At 39.3% G+C, this 23,957-nt stretch carries 30 protein-coding genes and 2 pseudogenes; 30 read left to right on the forward strand and 2 right to left on the reverse strand.

Annotated features, from left to right (window positions below; all coding sequences use genetic code 11):
- The 19 genes and pseudogenes from fliG (at position 1) to ACIQXV_RS10415 (ending at position 16,642) form a co-directional block, all read left to right on the forward strand.
- Positions 1-1,011 (forward strand): flagellar motor switch protein FliG, encoded by a 1,011-nt coding sequence (fliG, locus tag ACIQXV_RS10325; protein WP_402958485.1) that lies wholly within the window; start codon positions 1-3, stop codon positions 1,009-1,011.
- A complete protein-coding gene (locus tag ACIQXV_RS10330) occupies positions 965-1,825 on the forward strand; it encodes a FliH/SctL family protein (protein WP_402958486.1) in 861 nt (286 codons plus the stop codon). The genes fliG and ACIQXV_RS10330 overlap by 47 nt, the downstream gene beginning before the upstream one ends.
- Positions 1,809-3,131 (forward strand): flagellar protein export ATPase FliI, encoded by a 1,323-nt coding sequence (gene fliI / locus ACIQXV_RS10335; RefSeq protein WP_402958487.1) that lies wholly within the window; start codon positions 1,809-1,811, stop codon positions 3,129-3,131. Before ACIQXV_RS10330 ends, fliI begins: the two co-directional genes overlap by 17 nt.
- Positions 3,128-3,562 carry a flagellar export protein FliJ gene (gene fliJ / locus ACIQXV_RS10340; protein WP_402958489.1) on the forward strand — a complete coding sequence of 145 codons (435 nt, stop codon included), beginning with the start codon at positions 3,128-3,130 and terminating at the stop codon, positions 3,560-3,562. The genes fliI and fliJ overlap by 4 nt, the downstream gene beginning before the upstream one ends.
- A 12-nt stretch (positions 3,563-3,574) precedes the next feature.
- On the forward strand, positions 3,575-4,429 hold the full coding sequence (locus ACIQXV_RS10345; RefSeq protein ID WP_402958491.1) for a MotE family protein: 855 nt from the start codon (positions 3,575-3,577) through the stop codon (positions 4,427-4,429).
- A gap of 26 nt (positions 4,430-4,455) precedes the next feature.
- Positions 4,456-5,019 carry a flagellar biosynthetic protein FliO gene (locus ACIQXV_RS10350; protein WP_402958493.1) on the forward strand — a complete coding sequence of 188 codons (564 nt, stop codon included), beginning with the start codon at positions 4,456-4,458 and terminating at the stop codon, positions 5,017-5,019.
- Between the two features lie 8 nt (positions 5,020-5,027).
- Positions 5,028-5,771 carry a flagellar type III secretion system pore protein FliP gene (gene fliP / locus ACIQXV_RS10355; protein ID WP_402958794.1) on the forward strand — a complete coding sequence of 248 codons (744 nt, stop codon included), beginning with the start codon at positions 5,028-5,030 and terminating at the stop codon, positions 5,769-5,771.
- Between the two features lie 16 nt (positions 5,772-5,787).
- Positions 5,788-6,057: a flagellar biosynthesis protein FliQ gene (gene fliQ / locus ACIQXV_RS10360; protein WP_402958495.1), complete on the forward strand. Its 270-nt coding sequence runs from the start codon at positions 5,788-5,790 to the stop codon at positions 6,055-6,057.
- Between the two features lie 3 nt (positions 6,058-6,060).
- Complete coding sequence (fliR, locus tag ACIQXV_RS10365; RefSeq protein ID WP_402958497.1) at positions 6,061-6,837, forward strand: flagellar biosynthetic protein FliR; 777 nt, start codon at positions 6,061-6,063, stop codon at positions 6,835-6,837.
- 2 nt (positions 6,838-6,839) lie between these two features.
- Positions 6,840-7,934 carry a flagellar biosynthesis protein FlhB gene (flhB, locus tag ACIQXV_RS10370; RefSeq protein ID WP_402958499.1) on the forward strand — a complete coding sequence of 365 codons (1,095 nt, stop codon included), beginning with the start codon at positions 6,840-6,842 and terminating at the stop codon, positions 7,932-7,934.
- Positions 7,931-9,964 (forward strand): flagellar biosynthesis protein FlhA, encoded by a 2,034-nt coding sequence (gene flhA / locus ACIQXV_RS10375; protein WP_402958500.1) that lies wholly within the window; start codon positions 7,931-7,933, stop codon positions 9,962-9,964. The genes flhB and flhA overlap by 4 nt, the downstream gene beginning before the upstream one ends.
- Positions 9,961-11,196 carry a flagellar biosynthesis GTPase FlhF gene (gene flhF, locus ACIQXV_RS10380; RefSeq protein ID WP_402958502.1) on the forward strand — a complete coding sequence of 412 codons (1,236 nt, stop codon included), beginning with the start codon at positions 9,961-9,963 and terminating at the stop codon, positions 11,194-11,196. Before flhA ends, flhF begins: the two co-directional genes overlap by 4 nt.
- 1 nt (position 11,197) lies before the next feature.
- Positions 11,198-12,082, forward strand: a complete 885-nt coding sequence (locus ACIQXV_RS10385) for a MinD/ParA family protein (RefSeq protein WP_402958504.1) — start codon at positions 11,198-11,200, stop codon at positions 12,080-12,082.
- Between the two features lie 12 nt (positions 12,083-12,094).
- Positions 12,095-12,424, forward strand: a complete 330-nt coding sequence (locus ACIQXV_RS10390) for a hypothetical protein (RefSeq protein ID WP_402958506.1) — start codon at positions 12,095-12,097, stop codon at positions 12,422-12,424.
- Between the two features lie 64 nt (positions 12,425-12,488).
- Positions 12,489-13,292 carry a sigma-70 family RNA polymerase sigma factor gene (locus ACIQXV_RS10395; RefSeq protein WP_402958508.1) on the forward strand — a complete coding sequence of 268 codons (804 nt, stop codon included), beginning with the start codon at positions 12,489-12,491 and terminating at the stop codon, positions 13,290-13,292.
- Positions 13,293-13,523: 231 nt separating this feature from the next.
- Positions 13,524-13,811, forward strand: a pseudogene (locus tag ACIQXV_RS10400) (PAS domain S-box protein); the annotation flags it as partial.
- 51 nt (positions 13,812-13,862) lie between these two features.
- Positions 13,863-15,146 carry a putative bifunctional diguanylate cyclase/phosphodiesterase gene (locus ACIQXV_RS10405; RefSeq protein ID WP_402958795.1) on the forward strand — a complete coding sequence of 428 codons (1,284 nt, stop codon included), beginning with the start codon at positions 13,863-13,865 and terminating at the stop codon, positions 15,144-15,146.
- A gap of 93 nt (positions 15,147-15,239) precedes the next feature.
- Positions 15,240-15,581 carry a PilZ domain-containing protein gene (locus ACIQXV_RS10410; RefSeq protein WP_402958510.1) on the forward strand — a complete coding sequence of 114 codons (342 nt, stop codon included), beginning with the start codon at positions 15,240-15,242 and terminating at the stop codon, positions 15,579-15,581.
- Positions 15,582-15,712: 131 nt separating this feature from the next.
- Positions 15,713-16,642 (forward strand): manganese-dependent inorganic pyrophosphatase, encoded by a 930-nt coding sequence (locus ACIQXV_RS10415; protein ID WP_402958512.1) that lies wholly within the window; start codon positions 15,713-15,715, stop codon positions 16,640-16,642.
- Positions 16,643-16,681: 39 nt separating this feature from the next.
- Here the strand turns inward: ACIQXV_RS10415 and ACIQXV_RS10420 are convergent, their stop codons facing one another.
- The gene (locus ACIQXV_RS10420) at positions 16,682-17,278 is read right to left on the reverse strand and encodes a hypothetical protein (protein ID WP_402958514.1); all 597 of its coding nucleotides are present in this window, start codon (positions 17,276-17,278) and stop codon (positions 16,682-16,684) included.
- A 327-nt stretch (positions 17,279-17,605) separates the two neighbouring features.
- Here ACIQXV_RS10420 and ACIQXV_RS10425 point away from each other — a divergent pair.
- From ACIQXV_RS10425 to ACIQXV_RS10450, 6 genes and pseudogenes are all read left to right on the forward strand, one after another.
- Positions 17,606-17,960: pseudogene (locus ACIQXV_RS10425) on the forward strand (aldehyde dehydrogenase family protein); the annotation flags it as partial.
- A 4-nt stretch (positions 17,961-17,964) separates the two neighbouring features.
- A complete protein-coding gene (locus ACIQXV_RS10430; RefSeq protein ID WP_402958806.1) occupies positions 17,965-18,087 on the forward strand; it encodes a hypothetical protein in 123 nt (40 codons plus the stop codon).
- A gap of 17 nt (positions 18,088-18,104) precedes the next feature.
- Positions 18,105-18,881: a 2-keto-4-pentenoate hydratase gene (locus ACIQXV_RS10435; protein ID WP_402958516.1), complete on the forward strand. Its 777-nt coding sequence runs from the start codon at positions 18,105-18,107 to the stop codon at positions 18,879-18,881.
- 25 nt (positions 18,882-18,906) lie between these two features.
- Positions 18,907-19,689: a 2-keto-4-pentenoate hydratase gene (locus ACIQXV_RS10440; protein ID WP_402958518.1), complete on the forward strand. Its 783-nt coding sequence runs from the start codon at positions 18,907-18,909 to the stop codon at positions 19,687-19,689.
- Between the two features lie 39 nt (positions 19,690-19,728).
- Positions 19,729-19,911: a 4-oxalocrotonate tautomerase gene (locus ACIQXV_RS10445; protein WP_402958520.1), complete on the forward strand. Its 183-nt coding sequence runs from the start codon at positions 19,729-19,731 to the stop codon at positions 19,909-19,911.
- A gap of 288 nt (positions 19,912-20,199) precedes the next feature.
- A complete protein-coding gene (locus ACIQXV_RS10450; RefSeq protein ID WP_402958522.1) occupies positions 20,200-20,772 on the forward strand; it encodes a DNA-3-methyladenine glycosylase I in 573 nt (190 codons plus the stop codon).
- Positions 20,773-20,830: 58 nt separating this feature from the next.
- On the opposite strand, the gene ACIQXV_RS10455 is transcribed toward ACIQXV_RS10450, so the two are convergent.
- Positions 20,831-20,992, reverse strand: a complete 162-nt coding sequence (locus tag ACIQXV_RS10455) for a hypothetical protein (RefSeq protein ID WP_402958524.1) — start codon at positions 20,990-20,992, stop codon at positions 20,831-20,833.
- A gap of 305 nt (positions 20,993-21,297) precedes the next feature.
- On the opposite strand from ACIQXV_RS10455, the gene ACIQXV_RS10460 reads away from it, so the two are divergent.
- From ACIQXV_RS10460 to copZ, 5 genes are all read left to right on the forward strand, one after another.
- Entirely contained in the window at positions 21,298-21,954 is a 657-nt protein-coding gene (locus ACIQXV_RS10460; protein WP_402958526.1) for a TetR/AcrR family transcriptional regulator, read from the forward strand.
- Positions 21,955-21,987: 33 nt separating this feature from the next.
- A complete protein-coding gene (locus ACIQXV_RS10465) occupies positions 21,988-22,701 on the forward strand; it encodes a GTP pyrophosphokinase (protein ID WP_402958528.1) in 714 nt (237 codons plus the stop codon).
- Between the two features lie 42 nt (positions 22,702-22,743).
- The gene (locus tag ACIQXV_RS10470; RefSeq protein ID WP_402958530.1) at positions 22,744-23,208 is read left to right on the forward strand and encodes a CBS domain-containing protein; all 465 of its coding nucleotides are present in this window, start codon (positions 22,744-22,746) and stop codon (positions 23,206-23,208) included.
- A gap of 161 nt (positions 23,209-23,369) precedes the next feature.
- Positions 23,370-23,711, forward strand: coding sequence for a metal-sensitive transcriptional regulator (locus ACIQXV_RS10475; RefSeq protein WP_402958532.1), 342 nt, complete (start codon positions 23,370-23,372; stop codon positions 23,709-23,711).
- Between the two features lie 14 nt (positions 23,712-23,725).
- Positions 23,726-23,932, forward strand: a complete 207-nt coding sequence (copZ, locus tag ACIQXV_RS10480) for a copper chaperone CopZ (protein ID WP_402958534.1) — start codon at positions 23,726-23,728, stop codon at positions 23,930-23,932.
- Positions 23,933-23,957 lie beyond the last annotated feature (25 nt).

Raw genomic sequence — 23,957 nt, forward strand, 5'->3', positions numbered from 1 at the left:
ATGGCGACAGCCTTAAAGTTGACCGGAAAACAAAAAGCAGCGATTTTGCTCATTTCGATGGGAAAGGAATCCTCCTCTAAGGTGTTTAACCATTTGCCAGAGGAGGAAATCGATCAGCTTACACTTGCAATCGCCAATATTCATAAAGTGGATGCCAAAGAAAAAGAAGAAGTATTGAAGGAATTTCATGAAATGTGCATTGCTCAAGATTATTTGGCAATGGGGGGAATCAGTTTTGCACAGGATGTGTTGGAATCTGCACTGGGTAAGGATAAAGCCAAACAGATAATACATCGATTAACGTCAGAGCTCCAGGTTAAACCATTCGAGTTTGCCCGCCGTGTTGACGCCATGCAAATCTATCAATTCTTGCAAAATGAGCATCCTCAAACCATTGCGTTAGTATTAGCTCATTTAGAGACCCAACAAGCATCAATGATTCTATCTTCACTCCCTAGTGAACTTCAATTCGATGTTGCCAGACGAATCGCATTGTTTGAGCAAACTTCACCGGATGTAATTAAGGAAGTAGAAAATATTTTGGAACAAAAGTTATCATCTACCATCCGCGAAGACTTCAGTGTGGTAGGGGGAATTGAATCGATTGTCAATATCCTAAACGGTGTGGATCGTGGAACGGAAAAAGGTATCTTAGAGAATCTTGCTGTTAAAGATGAGGAATTGGTGGAAGAAATCAAAAAGCGCATGTTCCTCTTTGAGGATATTATTAATCTTGATCGCCGTGCTATCCAGCGTGTTATTCAGGAAGTGGAGAATAATGATTTACTCCTTGCACTGAAAGCAGCCAGCCCGGAAGTCAAAAAGGTTATTTTCGAGAACATGTCAGAAAGGATGGTCGAAACGTTCGAAGAAGAGATGCAATTCCTCGGACCAGTCAGAGTCAAGGATGTCGAGGAAGCACAAGGAAGAATCGTTTTCGTTATTCGCCGCTTAGAGGATGCGGGTGAAATTGTCATTGCTCGAGGTGGAACAGATGGCATCCTATTCTAAAGTATTTAAGGCTACTAATCTCTCTTTGATAGAAGAGGTGAAGGTCATTTCCCAGCCGCTGCTCGCCGTTAACGCACAAGGAGAGGCACCTGATACAGAGTCCCAGCAAGAAGGCAATGAGATTTTTGGGACACAAAAAGCTAACCAATTGATACAAGCTGCTAAAGCTGAAGCGAAAGCAATTATTGAAATGGCAGAGCAAAATGCAAGTTCAATAGAATCCGCCACTTCAGATAAAATCAACCAATGGTGGGAAGAAAACCAGCAAAAGCTTGAGGTCTTGACACTTGAAGCTAAACAGCAAGGTTTTGAGGAAGGATTAGCAAGTGGAAAACAGGAGGCAATTCTGAAGATACAGCAAGAATATCAAGGGAAATTAGAGCAAGTTCAACATTTGTTAAATGTTGCTTATGAACAAAAGGAATCAATTATCGCAGAAGCAGAACCGTTTTTACTCGAGATGAGTACTGTTATTGCTTCGCAAATTGTTAAACAGGAATTAGAAAGTAATCCTGAACATTTTGTGGAGTTAATTAAACAACATATTCTTCGCTTTAAAGAAAAGGAGTCGATTACAGTCTGTGTTCATCCTGAAGATTTTGATTTTATTCAATCGCATCGTATACAGCTCGTTGCTGTTGTTAACGGAGAAACAGAAATCAAAATTATCCCGGACCATTCCGTTTCACTCAAAGGCTGTATTATTCGTACCGCATACGGCAGTGTCGATGCCCGGATTGATACCCAAATTGAGGAAATCAAAAAAGTAATTCTTGAAGCGAGAAGGGAGCCGGAAAGTGGGATTATCAGCTGAAAATTATATCAATCTCATTCGGACGATTGACCCGGTTAGAGTCAATGGGAAAATCACCCAAATCATCGGGCTTACGATTGAATCCCAAGGCCCTGATGTTAAAATTGGTGAATTGTGCTCAATCTATCCCTCTCAATCGCAAACCCCTATTCAAGCCGAGGTTGTAGGTATTAAGGAGAATAAAGTGCTGCTAATGCCACTTGGCGAGGTACGCTCAATAGGTCCTGGCTGTGATGTGGTCGCAAGTGGTAAGCCGATGAGGGTTAAGGCTGGCAATCAATTACTGGGACGGATTCTAGATGGTTTGGGTCAACCAATCGATGGTAAGCCATTGCCGCTAGGGTTAGAGGAAGTGCCTACGCACGCAATCCCACCTAACCCACTCAGTCGACCCCGGATTCATTCACCTCTAGGGGTAGGGGTACGTACGATTGATGGGTTATTAACTATGGGTAAAGGGCAAAGAATGGGGATCTTTGCCGGGAGTGGCGTCGGAAAAAGTACACTTCTTGGCATGATTTCGCGAAATACGACAGCTGAAGTGAACGTTATCGCACTTATTGGAGAGCGAGGACGTGAAGTACTTGATTTTATTGAACAAAACTTAGGCGAAGAAGGGTTGAAAAAATCTGTCGTGATTGTAGCGACATCTGATCAACCGGCCCTTATTCGGATAAAAGGTGCCCTGACAGCTACGTCCATTGCAGAGTATTTCCGCGATCAAGGAAAGGACGTATTACTTGTGATGGATTCCGTTACCCGTTTTGCTATGGCGCAACGAGAAGTTGGTTTAGCGATTGGTGAACCCCCGACGACCAAGGGGTATACTCCGTCTGTGTTTGCGATGCTGCCACAACTTTTGGAACGTGCTGGAACTGGGCCGAAGGGCTCGATCTCAGCAATTTATACGGTTCTGGTCGATGGTGACGACATGAACGAACCGATTGCCGATGCAGTGAGGGGAATTTTAGATGGACATATTGTCCTAAATCGTGCGATTGCAGGGAAAGGGATTTTTCCTTCGATCGATGTTTTAAACAGCGCAAGCCGAGTTATGACCGAAATTACGTCTGAAGAGCATATAACTGCAGCACAACACTTCAAGAAATTACTTGCCTCCTATAACGAGGCCGAAGACTTGATCAATATTGGTGCCTATAAGAAGGGCTCGAATCGGGACATCGATTTGGCGATGAGGCTAAAGCCAACAATGGATAATTTTTTACGACAGGGAATTTATGAAGCTTCACAACTTGAGGAGGCAGAGTCCTTCCTACTTTCACAATTTGGAGCGATGATTCGATGAAATTTACGTTTTCTTTTCAAAAAGTACTGGACGTCAAAGAAAAAGAACAGGAAATTGCTAAGCAAGAGTACGGAACTACTAAACTCCGACAATTGGAACTAGCTGAAGAAATGGAAGGGCTAGAAGCGGTCAAGGAGAATGTTTTCAACCAATACAATGATGTAGATCGCAAAACGGTCAAAGAGATTTTAGCGTTTCAACAAGAAATTGACCATGTTAGCCTACGGATGAAACGGTTGGAGGATCAATCACAGCAAATTCATCAGGAAGTAGAACAAAAACACCAAGTACTCATCAATAAAAATCAGGAAACAAAAATGTGGAACCAGTGGAAAGAGAAATCAATGGAAGCTTTCCAAAAGCGACTCAATCGAAGTGAACAGGCGATGCTGGACGAAATGGCAGTCTTACGCTATACCCGAAGGACATAAGGAGATTAACCAATGGCAGAAAAACGACGCGGAATACTAGGAAGTATTTTATTCTGGGGGATTTCGTTACTAATGACCGTTCTATTAATATTGTTCCTGTTAAATTTTGTTGGATTTCCTGTTTGGAAGACATTTCAAGATTGGGGAAATAAAATACCTGTTTTGAATCTTATCATTCCTGATTCTAATTCTACAGAACCCGAAGTGCCTGTTGGTGTTAATGATTGGAAAGAAAAATATTTAAACAACGAAGCTGTTTTGAAAAAAAGGGAACAGGAACTAACCGAGTTGAATAAACAACTAAGTTCTAATCAAAATGAAATAAAGGTTTTAAAGAAAAACAATGAAGATTTACAGAAACAGTTAGAAGATAAACAGATAAAAGAAGTTCAGGATCAAATGAAACAAGTATCAGGGATTTATGCCAGTATACCTGCATCTAAAGCAGCTGCAATGCTGGTATCCATGCCCCTTGAGGAAGCTTCGTTAACGATATCTCAGCTAGATCAGGAATTGCAGGGCAGCATCCTAGGCAGCATGAAGGATGTCAAGAAAGCAGCTCAAATTACCATATTGTTAAAAGAGATTGCGGGACTTGATAAAACTAATCAAACTGAGCTTGCAGCTCAGGTACATGAGCTCGCTCTAATACATGAAAATCCAACGGAAACCTTAGCTGAAACCGTTGCAGGGATGCCTCCTGCTCAATCGGCTAACATTATTCGAACAATGATGGCTACGAACTCACAAGTAGCTATGAACCTCATGAAAAATATTAAGACAACAAGTCGTTCGCAAATTTTAACGGAAATAGCGAAATCTGATAACAAATTGGCAGCAACGATCGCGGCAAATTTAAACAACTAGAAATAACTCCAAGGAAGGAGAAAATCATGAAACGCACTATGTTCTTATTTGTTTTGTTTTTTTATTTATTTTCTTTTCAACCCACCATTTTTGCCGCGGGTTCATCTTCTAGCGGCGAGATTTCCGCCTATGACTCTATCCAAAAAGGTGAGAGGAAGCCGTCACCTCCAGATGCAAAAGTCGTGGATAACGGGTCACCTTCCGTGTTTCCCTTATTTATCAAATTTATTCTCTCTTTTATTTTGGTTATGGGTTTATTGATTGGATTATTGCGCTTTCTTTCAAAACGAAGCAGACAAATACAAACAAATGGCCTCGTTCTTCCATTAGGCGGTCATGTGCTTGGTACGAACAAATCGTTACAGGTTCTCCTCGTTGGTCAGACGATATATATAGTTGGAGTAGGAGAGAACATTACGATAATCCGCACTATTTCACAAGGGGAAGAATATCAGCATCTTCTTGAAAGCTATGAAAATCAGGCGGAAGGACACCCACCTAATTGGTTAACAAAGGATTCCATAAAAGGGTGGAACAGTGTTTTTCGAAAGCATATGCAAAACATGAGGAAAGAAAACGGGGAGGAATAGGATCAATGATACGAAAATTAGCCATTCTTGTTCCTCTACTTTTACTCGGGTTCTTTTCTACTGTTTATGCCGCTGTTCCCACCCAAACAATTCTTCCTGGAATTGACATGGGCTCAAGTGATCCGGATAAAGTCTCAAATACATTGCGAATTATTCTTTTAATTACGGTACTTTCTATTGCACCGGCCATACTTATTTTAATGACAAGTTTTACCCGTATTATTGTTGTACTTGGCTTTGTTCGTAATGCCCTTGGTACTCAACAAATGCCACCCAATCAAGTATTGATTGGACTCTCGCTCTTTATGACTTTTTTTATCATGGGTCCTACTTTTTCGCAAATCAACAATGAGGCATTACAACCATTTATGGCTGGGAAATTGACGCAGCAAGAAGCCTTTGATGCAGGGAGTACGCCATTGAAGGAGTTCATGGCTAAACATACACGTGAGAAAGATTTGGCACTTTTTATGAATTATGCCGGGATGGATAAACCTAACACCGTGCAGGACATTCCTTTAACTGCTTTAGTTCCGGCATATGCAATTAGTGAATTAAAAACAGCCTTTCAGATGGGATTTATTATCTTTATCCCATTCCTAGTGATTGATATGATTGTTTCGAGTATCCTGATGTCGATGGGGATGATGATGCTGCCTCCGGTGATGATTTCATTGCCATTTAAAATCCTATTATTCATTTTAGTAGATGGTTGGCATTTAATTTTCCAATCACTGCTCATGAGTTTTTAAGAAGGAAGTGTAATCCATGACGACTGAAATGATCATCGGACTTGCCCAAGAGACTGTTTATACCATCCTTATTGTCATCGCTCCGGTTGTCGGTATCGCCTTATTGGTCGGGTTATTGGTAAGTATTTTTCAAGCTACCACACAGATTCAAGAACAGACGTTATCGTTTGTCCCAAAAATCGTTGCGGTATTCCTAGCCCTTCTTTTCTTTGGGGCATGGATGTTGCGGCATGTCCTTGATTTCACGGAAAATTTATTAGGTAATCTCTCTAAATTTGTGGGGTAAGTGATGACTATTGACACTTCTACCTTGTTGAATTTTTTACTTGTATTCGTAAGAATCACTTCATTTATGGTTACCGTCCCAGTATTTTCCGGACGTCAAATACCGAACACTTATAAGATTGGCTTTAGTGTGGTGCTTAGTGTATTATGTTTCGGTTTATTGAATGAACCCATCCACTCTTTTTCACTGGGGACAATGGTCCTATTAATTCTTAAAGAGTTTATGGTTGGTATTGTGTTAGGAATGGTCGCGAATATCCTGTTTTATGCTGTCCAGTTGGCAGGGGCTTTATTGGATCTGCAAATTGGCTTTTCCATGGCCAGTCTTTTTGATCCTACTTTTGGGACGAATTCACAAATAACTGGGCGGTTCAAAAATATCCTAGCCATCCTGGTGTTGCTTGCTACAAATGGTCATCATCTCCTCATTCAAGGGATATTAGCTAGTTTTGATTGGATTTCCTTGCAAGCCACTATTCCTGCCTGGTCGGACGGCCGCATGTCTACCTTTCTAATGGAATGTGTCCAGCAGATGTTTATGATTGGCTTTATGATGGCAGCGCCACTTATCGGAACGTTGTTTATTGTTGATGTTGCCCTTGGTATTATCGCAAGAACTGTGCCTCAGATGAATGTGTTTGCTATTTTCCCTCCAGTCAAGATTTTGATCCATTTTGGGATGTATATTATCATTTTACCTGGTTTCTTTTACCTGCTAAAAATCCTTTTTGAAACCATGTTTGGATCCATGTATTCGTTATTGAAAGTAATGGGGGCGTAACCATGCTGCTTCGTTTAGATTTACAATTATTTTCTGGTGAAAAAACGGAAAAGGCTACCCCGAATAAACGTCGAGAGACAAGGAAAAAAGGAGAGGTTGCGAAGAGTCCGGAAGTCGCATCAGCTCTTACCTTGCTTCTCTGCTTTGCTTTTTTCATGGTTGCTGGAAAGAGCTTAATTGCGGGGTGTCTTAATATCTTTCGTCATAGTTTTCAGGAATATTTACTTTGGGATTTTTCTCTCGCTAGCACACAGCTATTATTTACCCAGTTATTGTGGGATGTTGTCAAATTGGTTGCACCCATTTTTGGCGTAGTGCTAGTAGCCGGTGTAGTTGCTAACTATTTGCAGGTTGGATTTATGTTCAATCCGGAATCTTTGAAAATGAATTTAGGAAAACTGAATCCGCTTCAAGGATTCAAAAGGATTTTTTCCCTTAAATCTATTATAGAATTAATTAAGTCGATATTGAAAATAGTGCTTACCTCCAGTATTGCTGGAATGATGATTTGGAAACAGAAAGACGAGCTGTTTTCAATTGGTCATAAAAGCCTTTGGGATTCCTCTAGATTCATAGGTTCTCTAACAATTCAAATCGGGATCGTAGTAGCCGTCATCTTGTTGATTCTGGCGGCAGCGGATTATTTTTATCAAAAGTTTGAATATGAAAAAAAAATCCGAATGTCGAAACAGGATATCAAAGACGAATATAAGAAGATGGAAGGCGACCCGTTCATTAAAGGAAAGCGTAGAGCAAAACAGCGAGAGTTATCCATGAATCGAATGATGCAAGAGGTACCTAAGGCCGATGTTGTCATCACCAATCCTACGCACTTTGCCGTGGCCATCCGCTACGATATTGAAACGATGGATGCGCCCGAAGTGATTGTGAAAGGAAAAGATTATATCGCTTTAAAAATCAAAGAAATTGCAAAACAAAATAAAATTATGACAGTAGAAAATAAACCGCTCGCCCGTGCTTTATTTGCTGCGGTAGATATTGGCGAGCCGATCCCGGAAGAGATGTTTAATGCAGTAGGAGAGATATTGGCTTATGTTTACTATCAAGAAAATCGCTATAAGGGGATGATGACTTGAAAACAAAAGATGTATCCGTGTTGATTGTTGTCATAATGATTGTTGCAATGATGATCATTCCTCTGCCAACATTATTATTGGATTTTCTATTAATTATTAATATAAGTGTGTCATTGCTAATCTTGATGGTGGCTATGAATACAAAGGAACCGTTAGATTTTTCTATTTTTCCAACAGCTTTATTAATAGCGACGCTTTTCCGTTTAGCACTTAATGTGTCGACTACGCGTTCGATTCTTTCAAATGCGGACGGAGGAAAAGTGATTGAGACGTTTGGATCGTTCGTTGTTGGCGGCAGCCCTGTTGTCGGTTTTGTCGTCTTCTTAATCCTCGTTGTCATCCAATTCATTGTTATTACGAAGGGTTCCGAACGGGTAGCGGAAGTAGCTGCTCGGTTTACCTTAGATGCAATGCCCGGAAAGCAAATGAGTATTGATGCGGATATGAACGCCGGCTTAATCAGTGACCAAGAAGCCCGTGTGCGCCGCAAAAAAGTCGAACAGGAGTCGGATTTTTACGGGGCCATGGACGGGGCCAGTAAATTTGTTAAAGGGGATGCAATTGCAGGAATCATCATCTTAATAATTAATGTTGTTGGCGGATTCATCATTGGGATGGCCATTCATGGCATGGGCTTTGCTGAATCTGCCAGTACATTTACGCTCTTATCCGTTGGGGATGGGTTGGTTAGCCAAGTGCCGGCCTTGCTTATTTCCACAGCGACGGGGATAACAGTTACCCGCGCAGCTTCGGACGGTACGTTAGGTGCGGACATCATGAAACAGCTGTTTAATTATCCAAAGCTGCTTTATATTGTTGCCGGGACTATATTAGTCCTCGGTATTTTCACCCCGATTGGCCTTTTCTTGACTTTGCCTGTCGCGGGATTATTGGTCTTCGGTGCCTATTCCATGCAAAAGGCTGTGCAAAGAGAGCAAAAGCAAAATGATTTGGTTGAAATGGAGGAGCAAGAAGAAGCCATCAGCAGTCCTGAAAAAGTAATTAATCTGCTTCAACTCGATACGTTAGAATTGGAGATAGGATATGGATTGATTCCATTAGCCGATCAAAATCAAGGTGGAGATATTCTTGATAGGATTGTGATGATTAGGAGGCAGTTTGCCATTGAATTGGGTTTAATTATTCCAACCATTCGCATCCGAGATAACTTACAATTAACCCCCAATCAATATGTATTAAAATTCCGCGGGAGCAAAATTGCGTCCGGTGAGGTATACCTTGATCATTTTCTTGCCATGAATCAAGGTGGAGAAAATGGGGAAATCGAGGGCATTCATGTGACGGAGCCAGCATTTGGGCTGCCTGCCACTTGGGTGAGTATTGAGGCGAAGCAAAAAGCCGAGCTGATGGGGTATATTATCATTGATCCGTCTTCCGTTATTGCTACTCATATAACAGAGGTATTAAAAAAGTACGCATACCAATTGTTACGAAGAGAGGAAACAAAGGAATTAATCGAAAACTTGAAAGAAACCCATCCAAATCTGGTCGAGGAGATCGTTCCGAACCTACAGTCAGTCGGAGATATCCAGAAGGTGTTACAGAATCTTCTGCGTGAACAGATCTCGATTCGTGATTTAGCAACGATTTTTGAAACCTTAGCAGATTTCGCGGTTTTTACAAAGGAACCTAGGGTGTTAACGGAATATGTGCGTCAGTCCTTAACACGGCAAATCACGGAGCAATATGCTGATGAAGGTGTCATTCATGTGTTAACGGCTGGAGCGACATTAGAGAAAGGCATTTCCGATTATATTCAACAAACGGAAGCAGGGGTTCATTACCTTTCGATGGATCCGCAAATGTCTAGAAAAATTACTGAAGAATTACAACAACATATTGAACGAGTCATAAAAGCGGGGGGGCAGCCGATTTTCCTGACTTCTCCTTCCATTCGCATGTATTTGAAACAGTTTGTTGATAAAATCATGCCGACTGTGCCCGTTCTTGCATATACCGAGCTGGAGCCCGATATTGAGATCCAAAGTATAGGAGTGGTGAATATATGAAAACAAAAAAAATTGTAGCCGATTCTATGCCTCTTGCTTTAAAAATGGTGCGGCAACAATTGGGTGATAACGCCATTATCGTGAACACTAAAGCCATTAAAACTGGTGGAGTGTTTGGTTTCTTTGCTAAACAAAAATTTGAAGTTACGGCATATTCTATGGAAAAAGAAGGAGCTCGTGAGGAACCCAAATTTTCAGTAGAACTTAAAGCGAGATCGGAGAATAACAATCAGATGAGCAGTGAGTCTAGTAACTCTGTCTTCCATAAGAAACCCCAAGAGCTCTATAATTATTATTCACAACCGACTGTTGTAACGGAAAAACCAGCTACGCCAACGCCACAATCTTTGGAAAAGGAAAACCCTTTTCTCGATGAACTGACATCAATGCGAAAAATGATGATGACCTTCATGATGAATGATCATCAGGGTAATACCTTGCCACCAGGATTAGCTAAGTGTGTGAACAGCTTGAAAAAACAGGGCGTGGACGAGGAAATTATTGAATATATAGTGAGCTGTATGCTAAAAAGGCACGAGTCAATGATCGAGATGGCTGAAGATGTGATTGAAAAAGAAATCATTACGATTGTTAAAGAAATCATTGAAAAGCGCGTCCCGCGATCAAACATGGTCAACGAGAGTACGCGCATGATTAATGTTATTGGCCCAACCGGTGTTGGAAAAACCACTACAATCGCCAAACTAGCCACTGAACAAGTGTTAAAACAAAAGCGCAGAGTAGCGATGATTACCACCGACGTTTACCGTATTGCCGCAGTAGAACAACTAAAAACATATGCAGGCATCTTGAATGTACCGCTTGAGGTGGTTCGTACAAAGGATGAATTAGAGAAGGCTCTAACGAAACTTACGCATTACGATCTTATCTATATGGATACCACCGGACGCAATTACAAAGAAGTGAAATACCGCGAATCCATCAATGAATTTTTAAATCATCCTCTTGAGAGTGATAATTATTTGGTTTTAAGCTTGACCACCAAATTTGAGGATATGCAAATATTGTTGAATGAATTTAGGGAAAGCCCCGTCCAAAAATTAATTTTTACAAAATTTGACGAAACGACAAGCTACGGTTCGATTCTTAATGTCGCGTATAAATTTCCTTTTCAATTAGCCTATATCACTAACGGCCAAAGTGTCCCAGAAGATATTACAGCAATCGATGCGACACTGCTTGCGAGATACTTATTAGGAAAGGAAAAATAATATGGATCAAGCGCAAAGTCTTAGAGAATATATGCACCGTTTTAATATTCAGGAGGAAAAAACTCATGCCTCTCGTGTGATTACAATTACGAGTGGAAAGGGTGGGGTCGGCAAATCCAATTTCACGCTTAACTTTGCCTTAGGCTTGCAAGCAGCTGGAAAAAAGGTTGTCATCTTGGATTTAGATTTATCAACCGCAAATATAAATATTCTAATGGGAATCACGCCGAGATACAGCCTGGTAGATGTCCTTTATCACCAGAAATACATTTGGGATGTGTTGGAAAAGGGCATCGAAGGAATCGAATATATAGCGGGCGGCTTTGAAATCCAAGATCTTATGAAATTAGATCAACAGACACTAACCTTTTTTTGGAGTCAAATTCAAGAACTTCAAACCTATGCAGATTTTATCTTACTGGACACCGGTGCTGGTATATCAAGAGAACTCGTAGATTTCATTATAGCATCGGACGAAACCATTTTGGTGACAACACCAGAGCCAACGTCCATTGCTGATTCCTATGCCGTAATGAAAACTGTTCACCAGTTCAATAAACAATTTCCAAATTTCCTTCTAGTGGTTAATCGTGCCCATACCTATCGAGAGGCTGTAGAAACATCAAGAGCATTGAAAAATGCTTGTAGTAATTTTCTTAAGATAAAATTAAAAACACTTGGCTTTCTAATGGAGGATATGCACGTTGGGAAAGCTGTACGATCACAAACGCCATTTTTTATTTCCTTTCCAAATTGTGAAGCATCAAGAAGTATCAAACAAATTGTATATGCTTATTTACCTAATAGGGATGAGAATACGACAGTTAAAACAAAAGGGATCCGAGGTTTTTTCGAAAAAATGTTGTCGTTTGGTAAATCGTCTTAAAGGGAGGACCATATGGCAGGAAATTGGGGAGTTAATGCAATCCTAGGATTAACCGCGTTCATTTGCACCTATTTGTTTTCTTATTCGAACAACACATGGCAAACGTCCCTGTTTAGAGCGGGGATAGGCCTTCTAGTTTTCTATGTTTTGGGCTATATTTTCCGCTTTGTTTTGCAGCAAGTTGGTTCAAAGAAAAATGGAGCTTACATTCAAAAGCAGGCTCTAGATGAGGGAATCAATCCTGAACTAGACCAAAAAAACGAAATTGTTGAAGAGCCAATTGGCGAATCATCGTTCCAATCTATTCCTCTCCAAGCATTACATAAGGGGGAGGACACATAAGATCCTAAAAAATCATACACACCATCTGTTTACACAGACAAAGCTAAACAAGGAGGGATAACCGTTGAGACCAGCTATCAAAGAAATCACACCACATGATTTTTTATGGAGGACCTATCGTGAGAACCATGATTCTAAATCACAAGAAAGTCTGGTAAAACAATATATGCATTTGGTAGATAAAATGGCCAATCGTTTGAGCGTAAGCATCCCACCACGTATGATCCCCAGGGAGGATCTAATAGGTTTAGGCTATATCGGTTTAATTGAAGCAATTAAAAAATTTGACTATCAAAAAGGTTATCAATTCGAAACGTATGGTCTTTGGCGGATAAAAGGCGCTATGCTCGATGGGATTCGCCAGATGGACTGGGTCCCGCGCGGATTAAGAGAGAAAGCCAAGAAACTCAATACCGCTTATCGCCAATTAGAGCAGAATTTATTGAGATCACCTTCCGAAGAGGAATTAAGTCAATATTTAAATATGTCACTAGACGAAGTTGATCAGGCGATTGCGACGTTATCATTATCTAGCCTATTATCTCTTAATGAACCGATAAATGCTCATGAAGACGAAGGGAAAGAGCAGAGCAGATTGGAACAAATTAGTGATAATAATTCCGTATCACAAGTACAGCAATTGCAAATGGGCGAATTTCGTAAACTAATTGCTGATGGTATTGACAAGATGCCTGAGAAAGAAAGGCTAGTTATCTCATTGTTATATTATGAAGGATTGACACAAGTAGAAATTGCTGAAGTGCTAAATCTAACCAAGGGAAGAATCTCGCAAATTCATTCTCAAGCGATCCTTCGACTGCGTCGGACCTTCGAAGCAAAAGGGTTTTCATTAGATTCGTTTATGTGACGATAAAGAGAATGACTGTTTTGACACACTCTAACTGTTAAAGGGGTGTGTTTTTGTTTTTGATAAAGAAAGGAATTAAACAATTTTTTTCTTTTTCCGATAATAAAAGGGGGTATGGCAAAATTCTTAGGAAGAAATGGTGTTGCATGTGAAAACTACATTTGAAGCGAATTCTCTTTTCAAAATTTATAAGTCACTTTTTGATTATCATCATGATATGCCTGTTTCGCTCTAGATTTAGAAGGTAACTTTATATTGTTTAATGATGCTACTGTGAAGTTAACAGGGTATTCAAAAGAAGAAGCACTTCAAATGTCATTTATACCATTATTACTGGATGATTGTAAGGAAGATGTTTTTCGGTATTTTGACAATGTTTTACAAGGTAATCAAGAAATTTTCAAAACTATAATACAAAATAAGCAGGGAAAAAAAGTGGAAGTATCTTTGTCCGTTTTGCCACTTTACCTAAAGAAACAGATTATTGGTGTAGGATGTACGGCAGAAGATACGACTGAAATAAATAACTTAAATCTGTTATTAACAGCTGCCAATGAGAGAATCGATTTTTTGAGCTTTCATGATGAACTAACTGGGCTAGCTAACAAAACATTATTTGATGAAAAAGTGGATATCGCGATTAAACTATATAAAAATACACACGGGAAAATGCTAGGGGTCCTGTATTTTGATTTAGACCGTTTTAAACTCATTAATGATTACCTTGGACATAATATCGGTGATCAAATATTAAAAATAATTGCACAAAGAATCCAAAGCAGTGTCAGAAGGAATGACATAGCCGCTAGGCAGGGCAATGATGAGTTTACAATTTTATTAGATAATGTGACTAAACATGAGGTAGATATCCTTGCACAAAGATTTGCAGACCAAATTGCAGAACCTATTATGATTAAAGGTCAAGAGGTTTTCCTTACTCCAAGTATTGGGATAAGTCTATATCCGGCTGATGGGAAAAACGCGAATGATCTTATTAGAAAAGCTGATATGGCAATGTATCATGCAAAAAAAGAAGGCCGAAATAATATACAGTTTTATCATGCAAACCTAGAAAAAAACAACTCCAATCGCATAATACTTGAAAATGAACTAAGAAAAGCAATTGAAAAGAATGAATTTATTCTTCATTATCAGCCTATTATCGATCTTGCAACAAATAAGATTAATGGTGTAGAGGCATTAATTAGGTGGGAACATCCTGAGCAGGGAATAGTACTTCCTGACAAATTTATCCCGATTGCTGAAGAAACAGGTATGATCATCCCCATTGGCGAAATGGTCTTAAGAAAAGCATGTTACCAATTGAAAAAATGGCGGGAGAGTGAATTATTGCTGCCCACAATTTCGGTTAATATTTCTATTCGTCAGTTTTATCAACCGAACCTAGTGTCTATGATTGAGCAAATTATCAACGAGACAAGCATTGAGCCTAACTGCCTCACTATTGAAATTACGGAAAGCATGACAATGGACGTGGAAAAGGCTTCAATCATTTTAAATGATTTAAAAAATATTGGCGTTAATATTTCCATTGATGACTTTGGAACTGGATATAGTTCACTTAGTTATTTGAAAAAGTTCCCAATTGATAATTTGAAAATAGATCGATCTTTTATAAGTGATATTGCCAAGAGTAAAGATGATGAAAATATTGCCACTATGATTCTACTAATGGCAGATAACCTTGGTTTAAGTGTGATAGCTGAAGGTGTGGAGACACGTGAACAGTTGGGGGTTCTTCGCCAGCATCGTTGCAATGAAGCACAAGGTTTTTTATTTAGTAAACCCCTCGCTGAAGACGACATGAAAGAATTTTTATCTAATTTACCTTAAAGTTCATTAGATGATAAGGTATAGTTTCATTGGTGGAAGTGTTAATTAATATTTCTAATAAAACAGTCAGGTGACTGTTATATTTTTTGATATATGAGGTGTTCGGATTTGGGGTATTTATCCAATCGGCGAGAATTTAATAGAACCATATTTAAACTACCTTTTCAGGCAAGAATTGAATCCTTAACAACGTGCGATGAACAATTTAATTGCCCAATATGGATTCTAGATATGAGCGCCGGCGGCCTGAAATTTGTTAGTAAATCTGAATTTAAGGTAAACTTTATTGAAATATATAAACTAAATATAACTTTAAATAATAAAGACATCGTGATTTATGGGAAAATAATTAGGAAAAAAATACTGAATCAAAATTTTCGCGAATACTCTGTGAAATTTAATTTCTTTTATAATGAAATGTATAAACAAGGGTGAGAAATTAATATATAGTAAAGTGAAAAAGTTAAGATGCAAAAGATATTTTGAATCTGTTCGAGAAATCATATATAATTTTCAAGTGGGGCAGGGCTTGTCCAACATAATTTCATAAGATTGGGAGTAGTAACATGGAAAAAGTACTTATTTTTGGTCATAAAAATCCTGACACGGATACGATTTGTTCTGCGATTGCCTACGCAGATTTAAAAAAGCAATTAGGAATGGACGTTGAACCGGTCCGCCTTGGACAAATTAATGGCGAAACACAATTTGCCCTTACGCAATTTAATGCAGAGGTTCCTCGTTTGGTTGAAGCAGTGGCGGCTGAAGTCAACTCTGTTATTTTAGTTGATCACAATGAACGCCAGCAAAGTGCTAATGATATCACGGATGTCCGCGTACTAGAAGTAATCGACCATCACCGCATTGCCAATTTTGAGACAAGCGATCCATTATATTACCGCTGCGAGCCTGTTGGCTGTACGGCAACTATTTTAAATAAAATGTATAAAGAAAACGGCAAAGAGATTAAACCGGAAATTGCGGGACTCATGTTATCAGCGATTATTTCCGACTCTTTATTGTTTAAATCGCCAACCTGTACCCCAGAAGATGTGGCTGCAGCGCGTGAATTAGCTGAAATTGCAGGTGTAGATGCGGACACGTACGGCTTGGAAATGCTAAAAGCCGGTGCCGATGTGCGCGATAAATCAATTTCTGAATTGTTAAGCCTTGATGCAAAAGGATTTGAAATGGGAACTAGTAAAGTAGAAATTGCCCAAGTGAATGTAGTGGACACTGCCGATGTTCTTGAACGTCAAGCGGAATTGGAAAGTGCCATTACTGCGATCATCGAAGAAAAGAACCTGGATTTATTCTTATTTGTTGTAACGGATATCTTAACAAATGATTCGGTTGGATTAGCCCTAGGCAGCAAGGCCGAAGCAGTGGAAAAGGCATATAACGTAAGCCTCGTCAATAATACGGCAACATTGCAGGGTGTCGTTTCCCGTAAGAAGCAAATTGTGCCCGTTTTAACAAATATTTTTACAAAATAAGAAAAAAACCGTTCGTAGTTTGAACGGTTTTTCTATTTACTAAAGTGAATCGGCTTTCTTCTGGCTTTCTTCCTTTTTGTGATTCATCAGGAAAAATGTCAACGGCTGTTCTGAACCTGTCATTAGTTTGTAGACATAAGAGGACGTGACTTTATAGCCATCCTCGATTTTCGTTGCCAAATAATTCGTCCGTTCAAAAAGAATTGAGCGAATATGGTTTACTTGGCGCGCTAATTTGTCTAATATTGCGTCTTGATTGTCCAATCGCTTCAACACACTACCTTGTAAATCTTCTTGTTTCTCCATTTTCTCCGCTGCTGACTTTTGCAATTCCAGTTGTTCGTTCATTTGCATGGCAAGGTGCTGATTGGCTTCCTCATTTTTCTCTAATCGATTACTTAAATCCTTCAGCTGTGAGTCTATTTGATTCCATTGATTAACCTTTGATTCCTCTTGTTGGGAATAGCGCATTCCAAGTTCGGCAAGTGCTTGTTTAAGTGCCTCATTGGCCTTTTGCTGGTCACTTAGTAATTCCGCCAAGAAATCTTGTCGTGAAACCAGTTGATTTGGCTCTTGAAGTTTTTGTCTATTTTTATAGACATCCGGATGGTTCTTTTTATTTATATATAATCCCATACCACTCTCCGCCTTTTATGTTTTTAGATGTGTTATTTTATGCTTAAAAGAACGGACATGAATGGGCTGGTCCAACTGGATTGTAAAAAAACAGGAAAGAATGGCCATAAAAAAAGGCGACTTGTTGTCCATCTTGTATCTTCCTATTAAAAAGGAAACTGTCTGTTTGTTGTTTGCACAGAAACCCATTTGGTTACATTTAGATAAATTAAAATAATTTTATTTGTTGAGTATAGAGAAACGAAGGTGTTGTATATGAAATCCGAAATCGTCACCATACAATTAAGAATTTACCGAAAATTATTATACTTTAGGAGGAATTCAAGCATGAAAGTAGAAACTAGAGTAAGGGCGATAAATTGTTTACATTTTACTAACGGCCAATTTGTCGACTCACAAAACAAAAAATCATTTAAAAATATCAATCCTGCTACAGAAGAAGTGCTAGGATACGTTGCTGAGGATGGAAAAGCTGAGGTTGACTATGCGGTGGCGGCAGCGCGTAAAGCATTAAACGGGAAGTGGAAAAATACTACTTTGGAACCTGCCATTACTATTGCTAACTTGGAAACTAGCACCATCTTTAGCAATGGGGAACACAGCCGGTATTAAACCAGCGGAATGGACCCCAATGACCGCAACAGTATTAATGGGAATTTGTAAAGATGCAGGGGTTCCCGAAACACTTGGTTTTTCGGGATTTGCGTACACCATTCGGCGGAATGAAAAATAGCGGGATTGGCAGAACCGGCGGTATGTCCAGTATTGGCTTTTACTCAGAGCTATCCAATATTACCATTAAACTATAAGAAGGGAAGTAACCGTTTTGACTAATAAAGTAAAACAGTATGCAGACCAATTGGCAGAAGCAGAATCAAGTAGAATTGGAACGGCACCACTTACGACAGTTGATTCTGAACTGACAGTAAAAGAAGCTTATTATATTCAGCTTGAAAACATTAATAAGAAATTAGAGCAGGGCCAAAAGGTTGTCGGCAAAAAAATTGGCTTAACCTCATTAGCCATGCAAAACCTGCTCGGTGTCGATGAACCGGATTATGGTCACTTGTTAGACAGTATGGTAGTGGAAAACGGCGGGCAAATTTCAATGGAGCAAGTGCTGCAGCCGAAGGTAGAGGCGGAAATTGCCTTTATTTTAAAAAAAGAATTACGAGGACCGCATGTAACCACACTTGATGTGATTCAAGCAACCGAGTATGTCGTTCCGGCACTTGAAATTGTTGATAGTAGAGTGAAAGATTGGAAGATAAAGTTAGTTGATACTGTTGCTGATAATGCCTCATCAGGTTTTTATGTCCTTGGCGGAAAACCAACAAAGCTAGAGGATATTGATCTTGAATTAATCGGCATGGTATTAACAAAAAATGGAGAACTTGTTAATACCGGCGTAGGGGCTGCTGCTTTAGGAAACCCAGCAACATGTGTTGCCTGGTTAGCAAATAAATTGTCCGAGTTTGATATTCCCCTTCGTGCAGGAGAAGTGATTCTATCAGGTGCGTTGTCTGCAGCCGAACCGGCACGTGCCGGTGATTCGTTTACGGCAAGATTTGCCCATATCGGGCAGGTAAGTGTCCACTTTTAAAAAAGAAGAAAAGGAGGGAAAGTATATGAATCAATATAAGGATATTGCCAATTATTTAGTTGCGGCAGAAGTGGAAAAACGGGAAGTGGTTAAAGTCACGGCCAACCTAAAACCTGATTTAACCGTGGAAGAGGGCTATCTTGTTCAGCAGGAAATTGTCAATATGAAATTAAATGAGGGAAGAAGAATTGTTGGTCCGAAGATGGGCTTAACGAGTCATGCGAAAATGAAACAGATGGGGATCGAAGAACCTATCTATGGATATGTGTTTGATTATATGCTGATTGAAAATGGCAGCCGGGTTCGTTTACATGAAATGATTCATCCTAAAGTGGAAGCGGAAATTGCCTTCATTATTGGAGAAGACATTGAGGGTCCAGGTGTTACTGGTGCCCAAGTTTTGGCGAAAACGGAATATGTGCTTCCAGCTTTAGAAGTGATCGATAGTCGATATGAAAACTTTAATTTTACACTCCCTGATGTTATTGCAGATAATGCGTCAACGTCAAGAGTTGTTTTTGGCACTACGCTCAAGAAACCAGAACAATTTGAACTAGATTTAGTTGGTGCTACTCTTTCCATTAATGGGGAAATAAAGGAATTAGGTGCAGGCGCTGCTGTTCTTGGGCACCCGGCGCACTCCATAGCGATGCTGGCAAATATGCTCGCTAGAAAAGGCGAGAAAGTAAGAAAAGGTGACGTCATTCTAACGGGTGGTATTACCAGTGCGATCATGTTGAAAAATGGCGATGTCGTAAGTGGTAAATTCGATGGTTTAGGAGAAGTCACTTTTACCGTAACGGATTAAAAAGGGAAAAATGAAAATTTTTGATTAAGGATGGTTGTCATGCCAATAATTAATGTGCAAATGATGGAAGGAAGACCGAAAGAAAAGGTTGCCGAATTAATTCGCAACGTAACAAATACGGTTGCGGAAACATTAGATGCTCCGAAAGATAATATTAGAGTGCTAGTGACAGAGCTGCCAAAGACTCATTGGGGCAAAGCAGGGGAACCAGTCGGAAAGTAATGGTCAATAAAATGTTTGTGGAGTATGGCGGTAAATTAAGCTGCCATACTCTAACGAATGAGCTAAAAGCTTCAACATAATAAAATGAACTGGTGTTTCATAATGAAGCAGGTTCAAAGCCAGGCCCAATAATCTTGGGAGCCTGGTTTTTTATCGTCGAAACAGTTCCAAGGGAAGCAAGGGGTGCCGCGGAAAAGTTGGCCGAACTCCTTCCTTTCATTTTTGGAAGGTTCTTTTTTTGAAAAAATGTGTCATACTTGGGTTAATACAACATTTAAGGAGTTAAAAATGAATAGATGCGGTTGGGTAAATCAGGATCCACTATATATCGATTATCATGATCATGAATGGGGGGTGCCCGTTTATGATGACAGGCTGCTATTTGAGTATTTAAATCTCGAAGGGGCCCAGGCCGGCCTTAGCTGGTATACCATTTTAAAAAAGCGCGAGAATTACCGCAAAGCCTTTGATCAATTTGACGTTGAAAAAATTGTCCACTATGATGAGGAAAAAATCGCCGAACTTATACATAATGAAGGCATTGTCAGAAATAAGTTGAAAATTAATGCTGTCATTACGAATGCCAAGGCATATTTGAAGGTGGTCGAAGAATTCGGATCCTTTCACACCTATATTTGGTCATTTGTTGGCGGGAAACCGATTCAAAACCATTTCAAAGAAATGAAAGATGTTCCGGCGACAACTGAAATAAGTGATAAATTAAGCAAGGATTTAAAGAAACGTGGCTTTAAATTTGTCGGCTCGACAATTTGTTATGCGTTCATGCAGGCAACAGGAATGGTAAATGACCATATTGTTAGTTGTGATTGTTATCAAAAAGAGAAAACTTCAGCGCATTAAAACGGAAGAGCCCATCACATAAGCGATGGGCTCTTCTGCTAAATGAACATATAAATAATTACTTTGAAGGTTTTTCAATCAAGAAATCTGATGCAGGAATGGGAATAATTTTCCCTCCTATTTGGACGTGAACGGTATCGTTGAAAATGGCTTTTACAATTCCCTTTAACGAGATTGTTGAATTAACAGAGATTTTCTTCGATTCAGTTTGATTGGCCAAATTAATCAACACCTTTCAATTATGGATAAACCCTGTTTAAAATAAAAAAAAGATCTGAATAAAGATACTCTAAATTATTCGCAAAAAAGTTTTAAATTCCTGCTTTGTAGATCATCTTTTATGGAAAAAATGAAGAAAAAATTGGTCATGTTATTCTCATTTATTTTGCAAGGGGTGTTAAACAAAAAATTGATGATAACATGAACCGTAGTTCAAGTATCCCATGTTTTGGGTGGGGTGTCAACGAAAAGGTGAACTATGGTTCAAATTTTAAAAACGTGTTATGATAGCAGTGAGGTGATCATATGCCAGATCATGAAGATAAACTTGTTGGTGAATTTCCTTTTGTCCCGAAACAGGAACGTGCGCAACAAAAAAGAAATGCCCTGATTGAAAGCGGAAATGCTTTATTTAATTCTAAAGGGTACGAACAGACAACGGCAAAGGAAATTGCCGCACATGCAGGGGTAGCGACTGGGACCTTTTATCGGTATTTTTCAGATAAACGGCAGCTCTTAATGTCACTTATAGAGGATAAATTAGAAAATTATCTTCCACCTGAACCAAGTTGGGTTTCAAGCGATCCAGAATTGTTGCTGGCTTCGCTTTTGGAAGCACATTATAACCGTCTTAATGAGTTAGGACTTCATCGCGTCCTGCCTGAGTTGCTATCGAAAGACTCAGAGCTTGCTGAGGTGTTGGGGACAGCACGTAAGAAAATACATGCCAGAATTCATTATGGATTAACCCAAGCGAGTGAAAAAGGATTGACCTGGACAGATTTGGATTTAGATACGGTCTCATGGGCAATCATGGTTTTAGTGGAGAACGGACAGGAAAAAGAGCGTCAAAGCGGAAAAAAGGTAGATTTTCGCGAGATCGCAAAGGTGATTTGCCGAATGGTCTTTCCTCCTGCAGCATTAGAACATTTACGGAATAGTGAAAATGATACAACGGAATAACGAAATAGTAACAACAAGGAAGGAAGTTTAGGCTTGGATATCGGATCAGTTATTGATATGAAAGAACTGAAATCACTTAAAGTAGAACTAACAAGGTTTATGATGGCCTATAAGTTTGCGTTAGACGAAATGAATACAAAAATTAATATCTTAAAAGATGAGTTTAATTATATTCATGACTATAATCCAATAGAACATGTAAAATCTCGGTTAAAATCACCGGAAAGTATTTTGAAGAAGGTATATCGGAAAGGCTATGATTTTACATTACCGGCAATTAAAGAAAATGTTAGGGACATTGCAGGGATTCGAATTACATGTTCATTTATTTCAGATATTTACGAGATTGCTAAGATGATTAGTAAACAAAAGGATGTTCGGGTGGTCGATATTAAGGATTATATAAAAAATCCAAAGCCGAATGGCTATCAAAGTCTGCATTTAATTTTAGAAATACCGATTTTCATGTCCGACCGCGAAGAATTAACGTACGTAGAAGTTCAAATTCGGACGATTGCCATGGATTTTTGGGCAAGCTTAGAACACAAGATTTATTACAAATACAACAAAGAAGTTCCAAACAAGATGATTGACGAACTAAAAGATGCTGCGACCATAGCCGCACAGCTGGATAGGAAAATGGAACGCCTTCATAAAGAAATATCTTTGATAAAACAAGCTGATCACGAACAGGAAGAACGTTTAGTCACTAATCATTCCTTTTTGGATAACTTTTTGAAAAAGTAGTAAAAAGTTTCATTATTTAATGAAAAGAAAGTGGTGAAAGTCATGAAGGTAAAAGATTTTATGGTGAAGGATGTTATTTCAGTAAGCCCAGACAGCATCATTAAAGATGTTATGGCAACGTTTGTGGAAAAGAAAATTGGCGGCGTGCCCATTATGAATAATGATGGGGCGTTATGCGGGATTGTAACAGATGGTGATATTTTGCGGGCGATTAAGCCAATGGATCGTCGGATTCTAGATTATTTTAGCTTTATCACGTATATTGCTGAAGCAGATTTGGATTTGCATCTCAGTGAAGTGGCAAATAGGGAGATCATTCATATTGCCAGAACAAATGGGATTGTGACAGTAAAGCCAGAAGATGACATGAAAACCGTCGTGGATCTTTTATCAAAACATCACTTTAAGAAACTTCCTGTCGTGGATGATAAGAACCATGTTGTCGGTGTCATCAGCCGTGGTGATGTGATTCGTAATATCCAACAAACCATTGTAAACAAATTATAATGATAGAATAGAAAAGCCCATCACTTTAAAAGGTACGTGATGGGTTTTTTAAAACAGATCGGCATGGCGATTGGTACAGGAACGAAGAATTTGTTGAAATATGTCCGTCGTATTACGATACGGGGGTATGATATAATAGGGTCAAAAAGGGAGGCGGTACCATGTCCATTGATCAAGGGAATGTATCTAATGAAGAGTCCTGTTGTACACCAGATGGCGGCCACAGGAAGAGCCACCATTCAGATAAGGTGAAAAATAATCTTGTCACAAGACTTAACCGGATTGAGGGCCAAATACGCGGAATTAAGGGCTTGATCGAAAAAGATACGTACTGTGATGATGTCATAAATCAGATATCTGCTACCCAATCAGCGTTAAATAGCGTAGCCAAAATCCTCCTAGAGGGCCATATGAAGAGCTGCGTGGTCGAGAGAATCCAAGAAGGCGATTACGAGGTCTTGGATGAGGTACTTGTCACAATTCAAAAATTAATGAAAAAATAGCGGAGGAATGAAGCATGGAACAGGTTACTTTACATGTTAGCGGGATGTCTTGTGGTCATTGTGTAAAAGCTGTTGAAGGAGGCGTTGGCGAACTTCAAGGTGTAAAAAAGGTTACTGTCAAGCTTGATCAGGGTCTTGTGGATGTCGAATTTGATGCCAATGTCGTTTCACTAAGTAAAATTAAAGAAGCGATTGATGACCAAGGATACGATGTAGAATAAAAAGGAGAGAGCTCACCGCTGGTAA

It is taken from the genome of Neobacillus sp. NPDC097160 (assembly GCF_044762155.1).
In the GTDB taxonomy this organism is placed as follows: domain Bacteria; phylum Bacillota; class Bacilli; order Bacillales; family Cytobacillaceae; genus Neobacillus.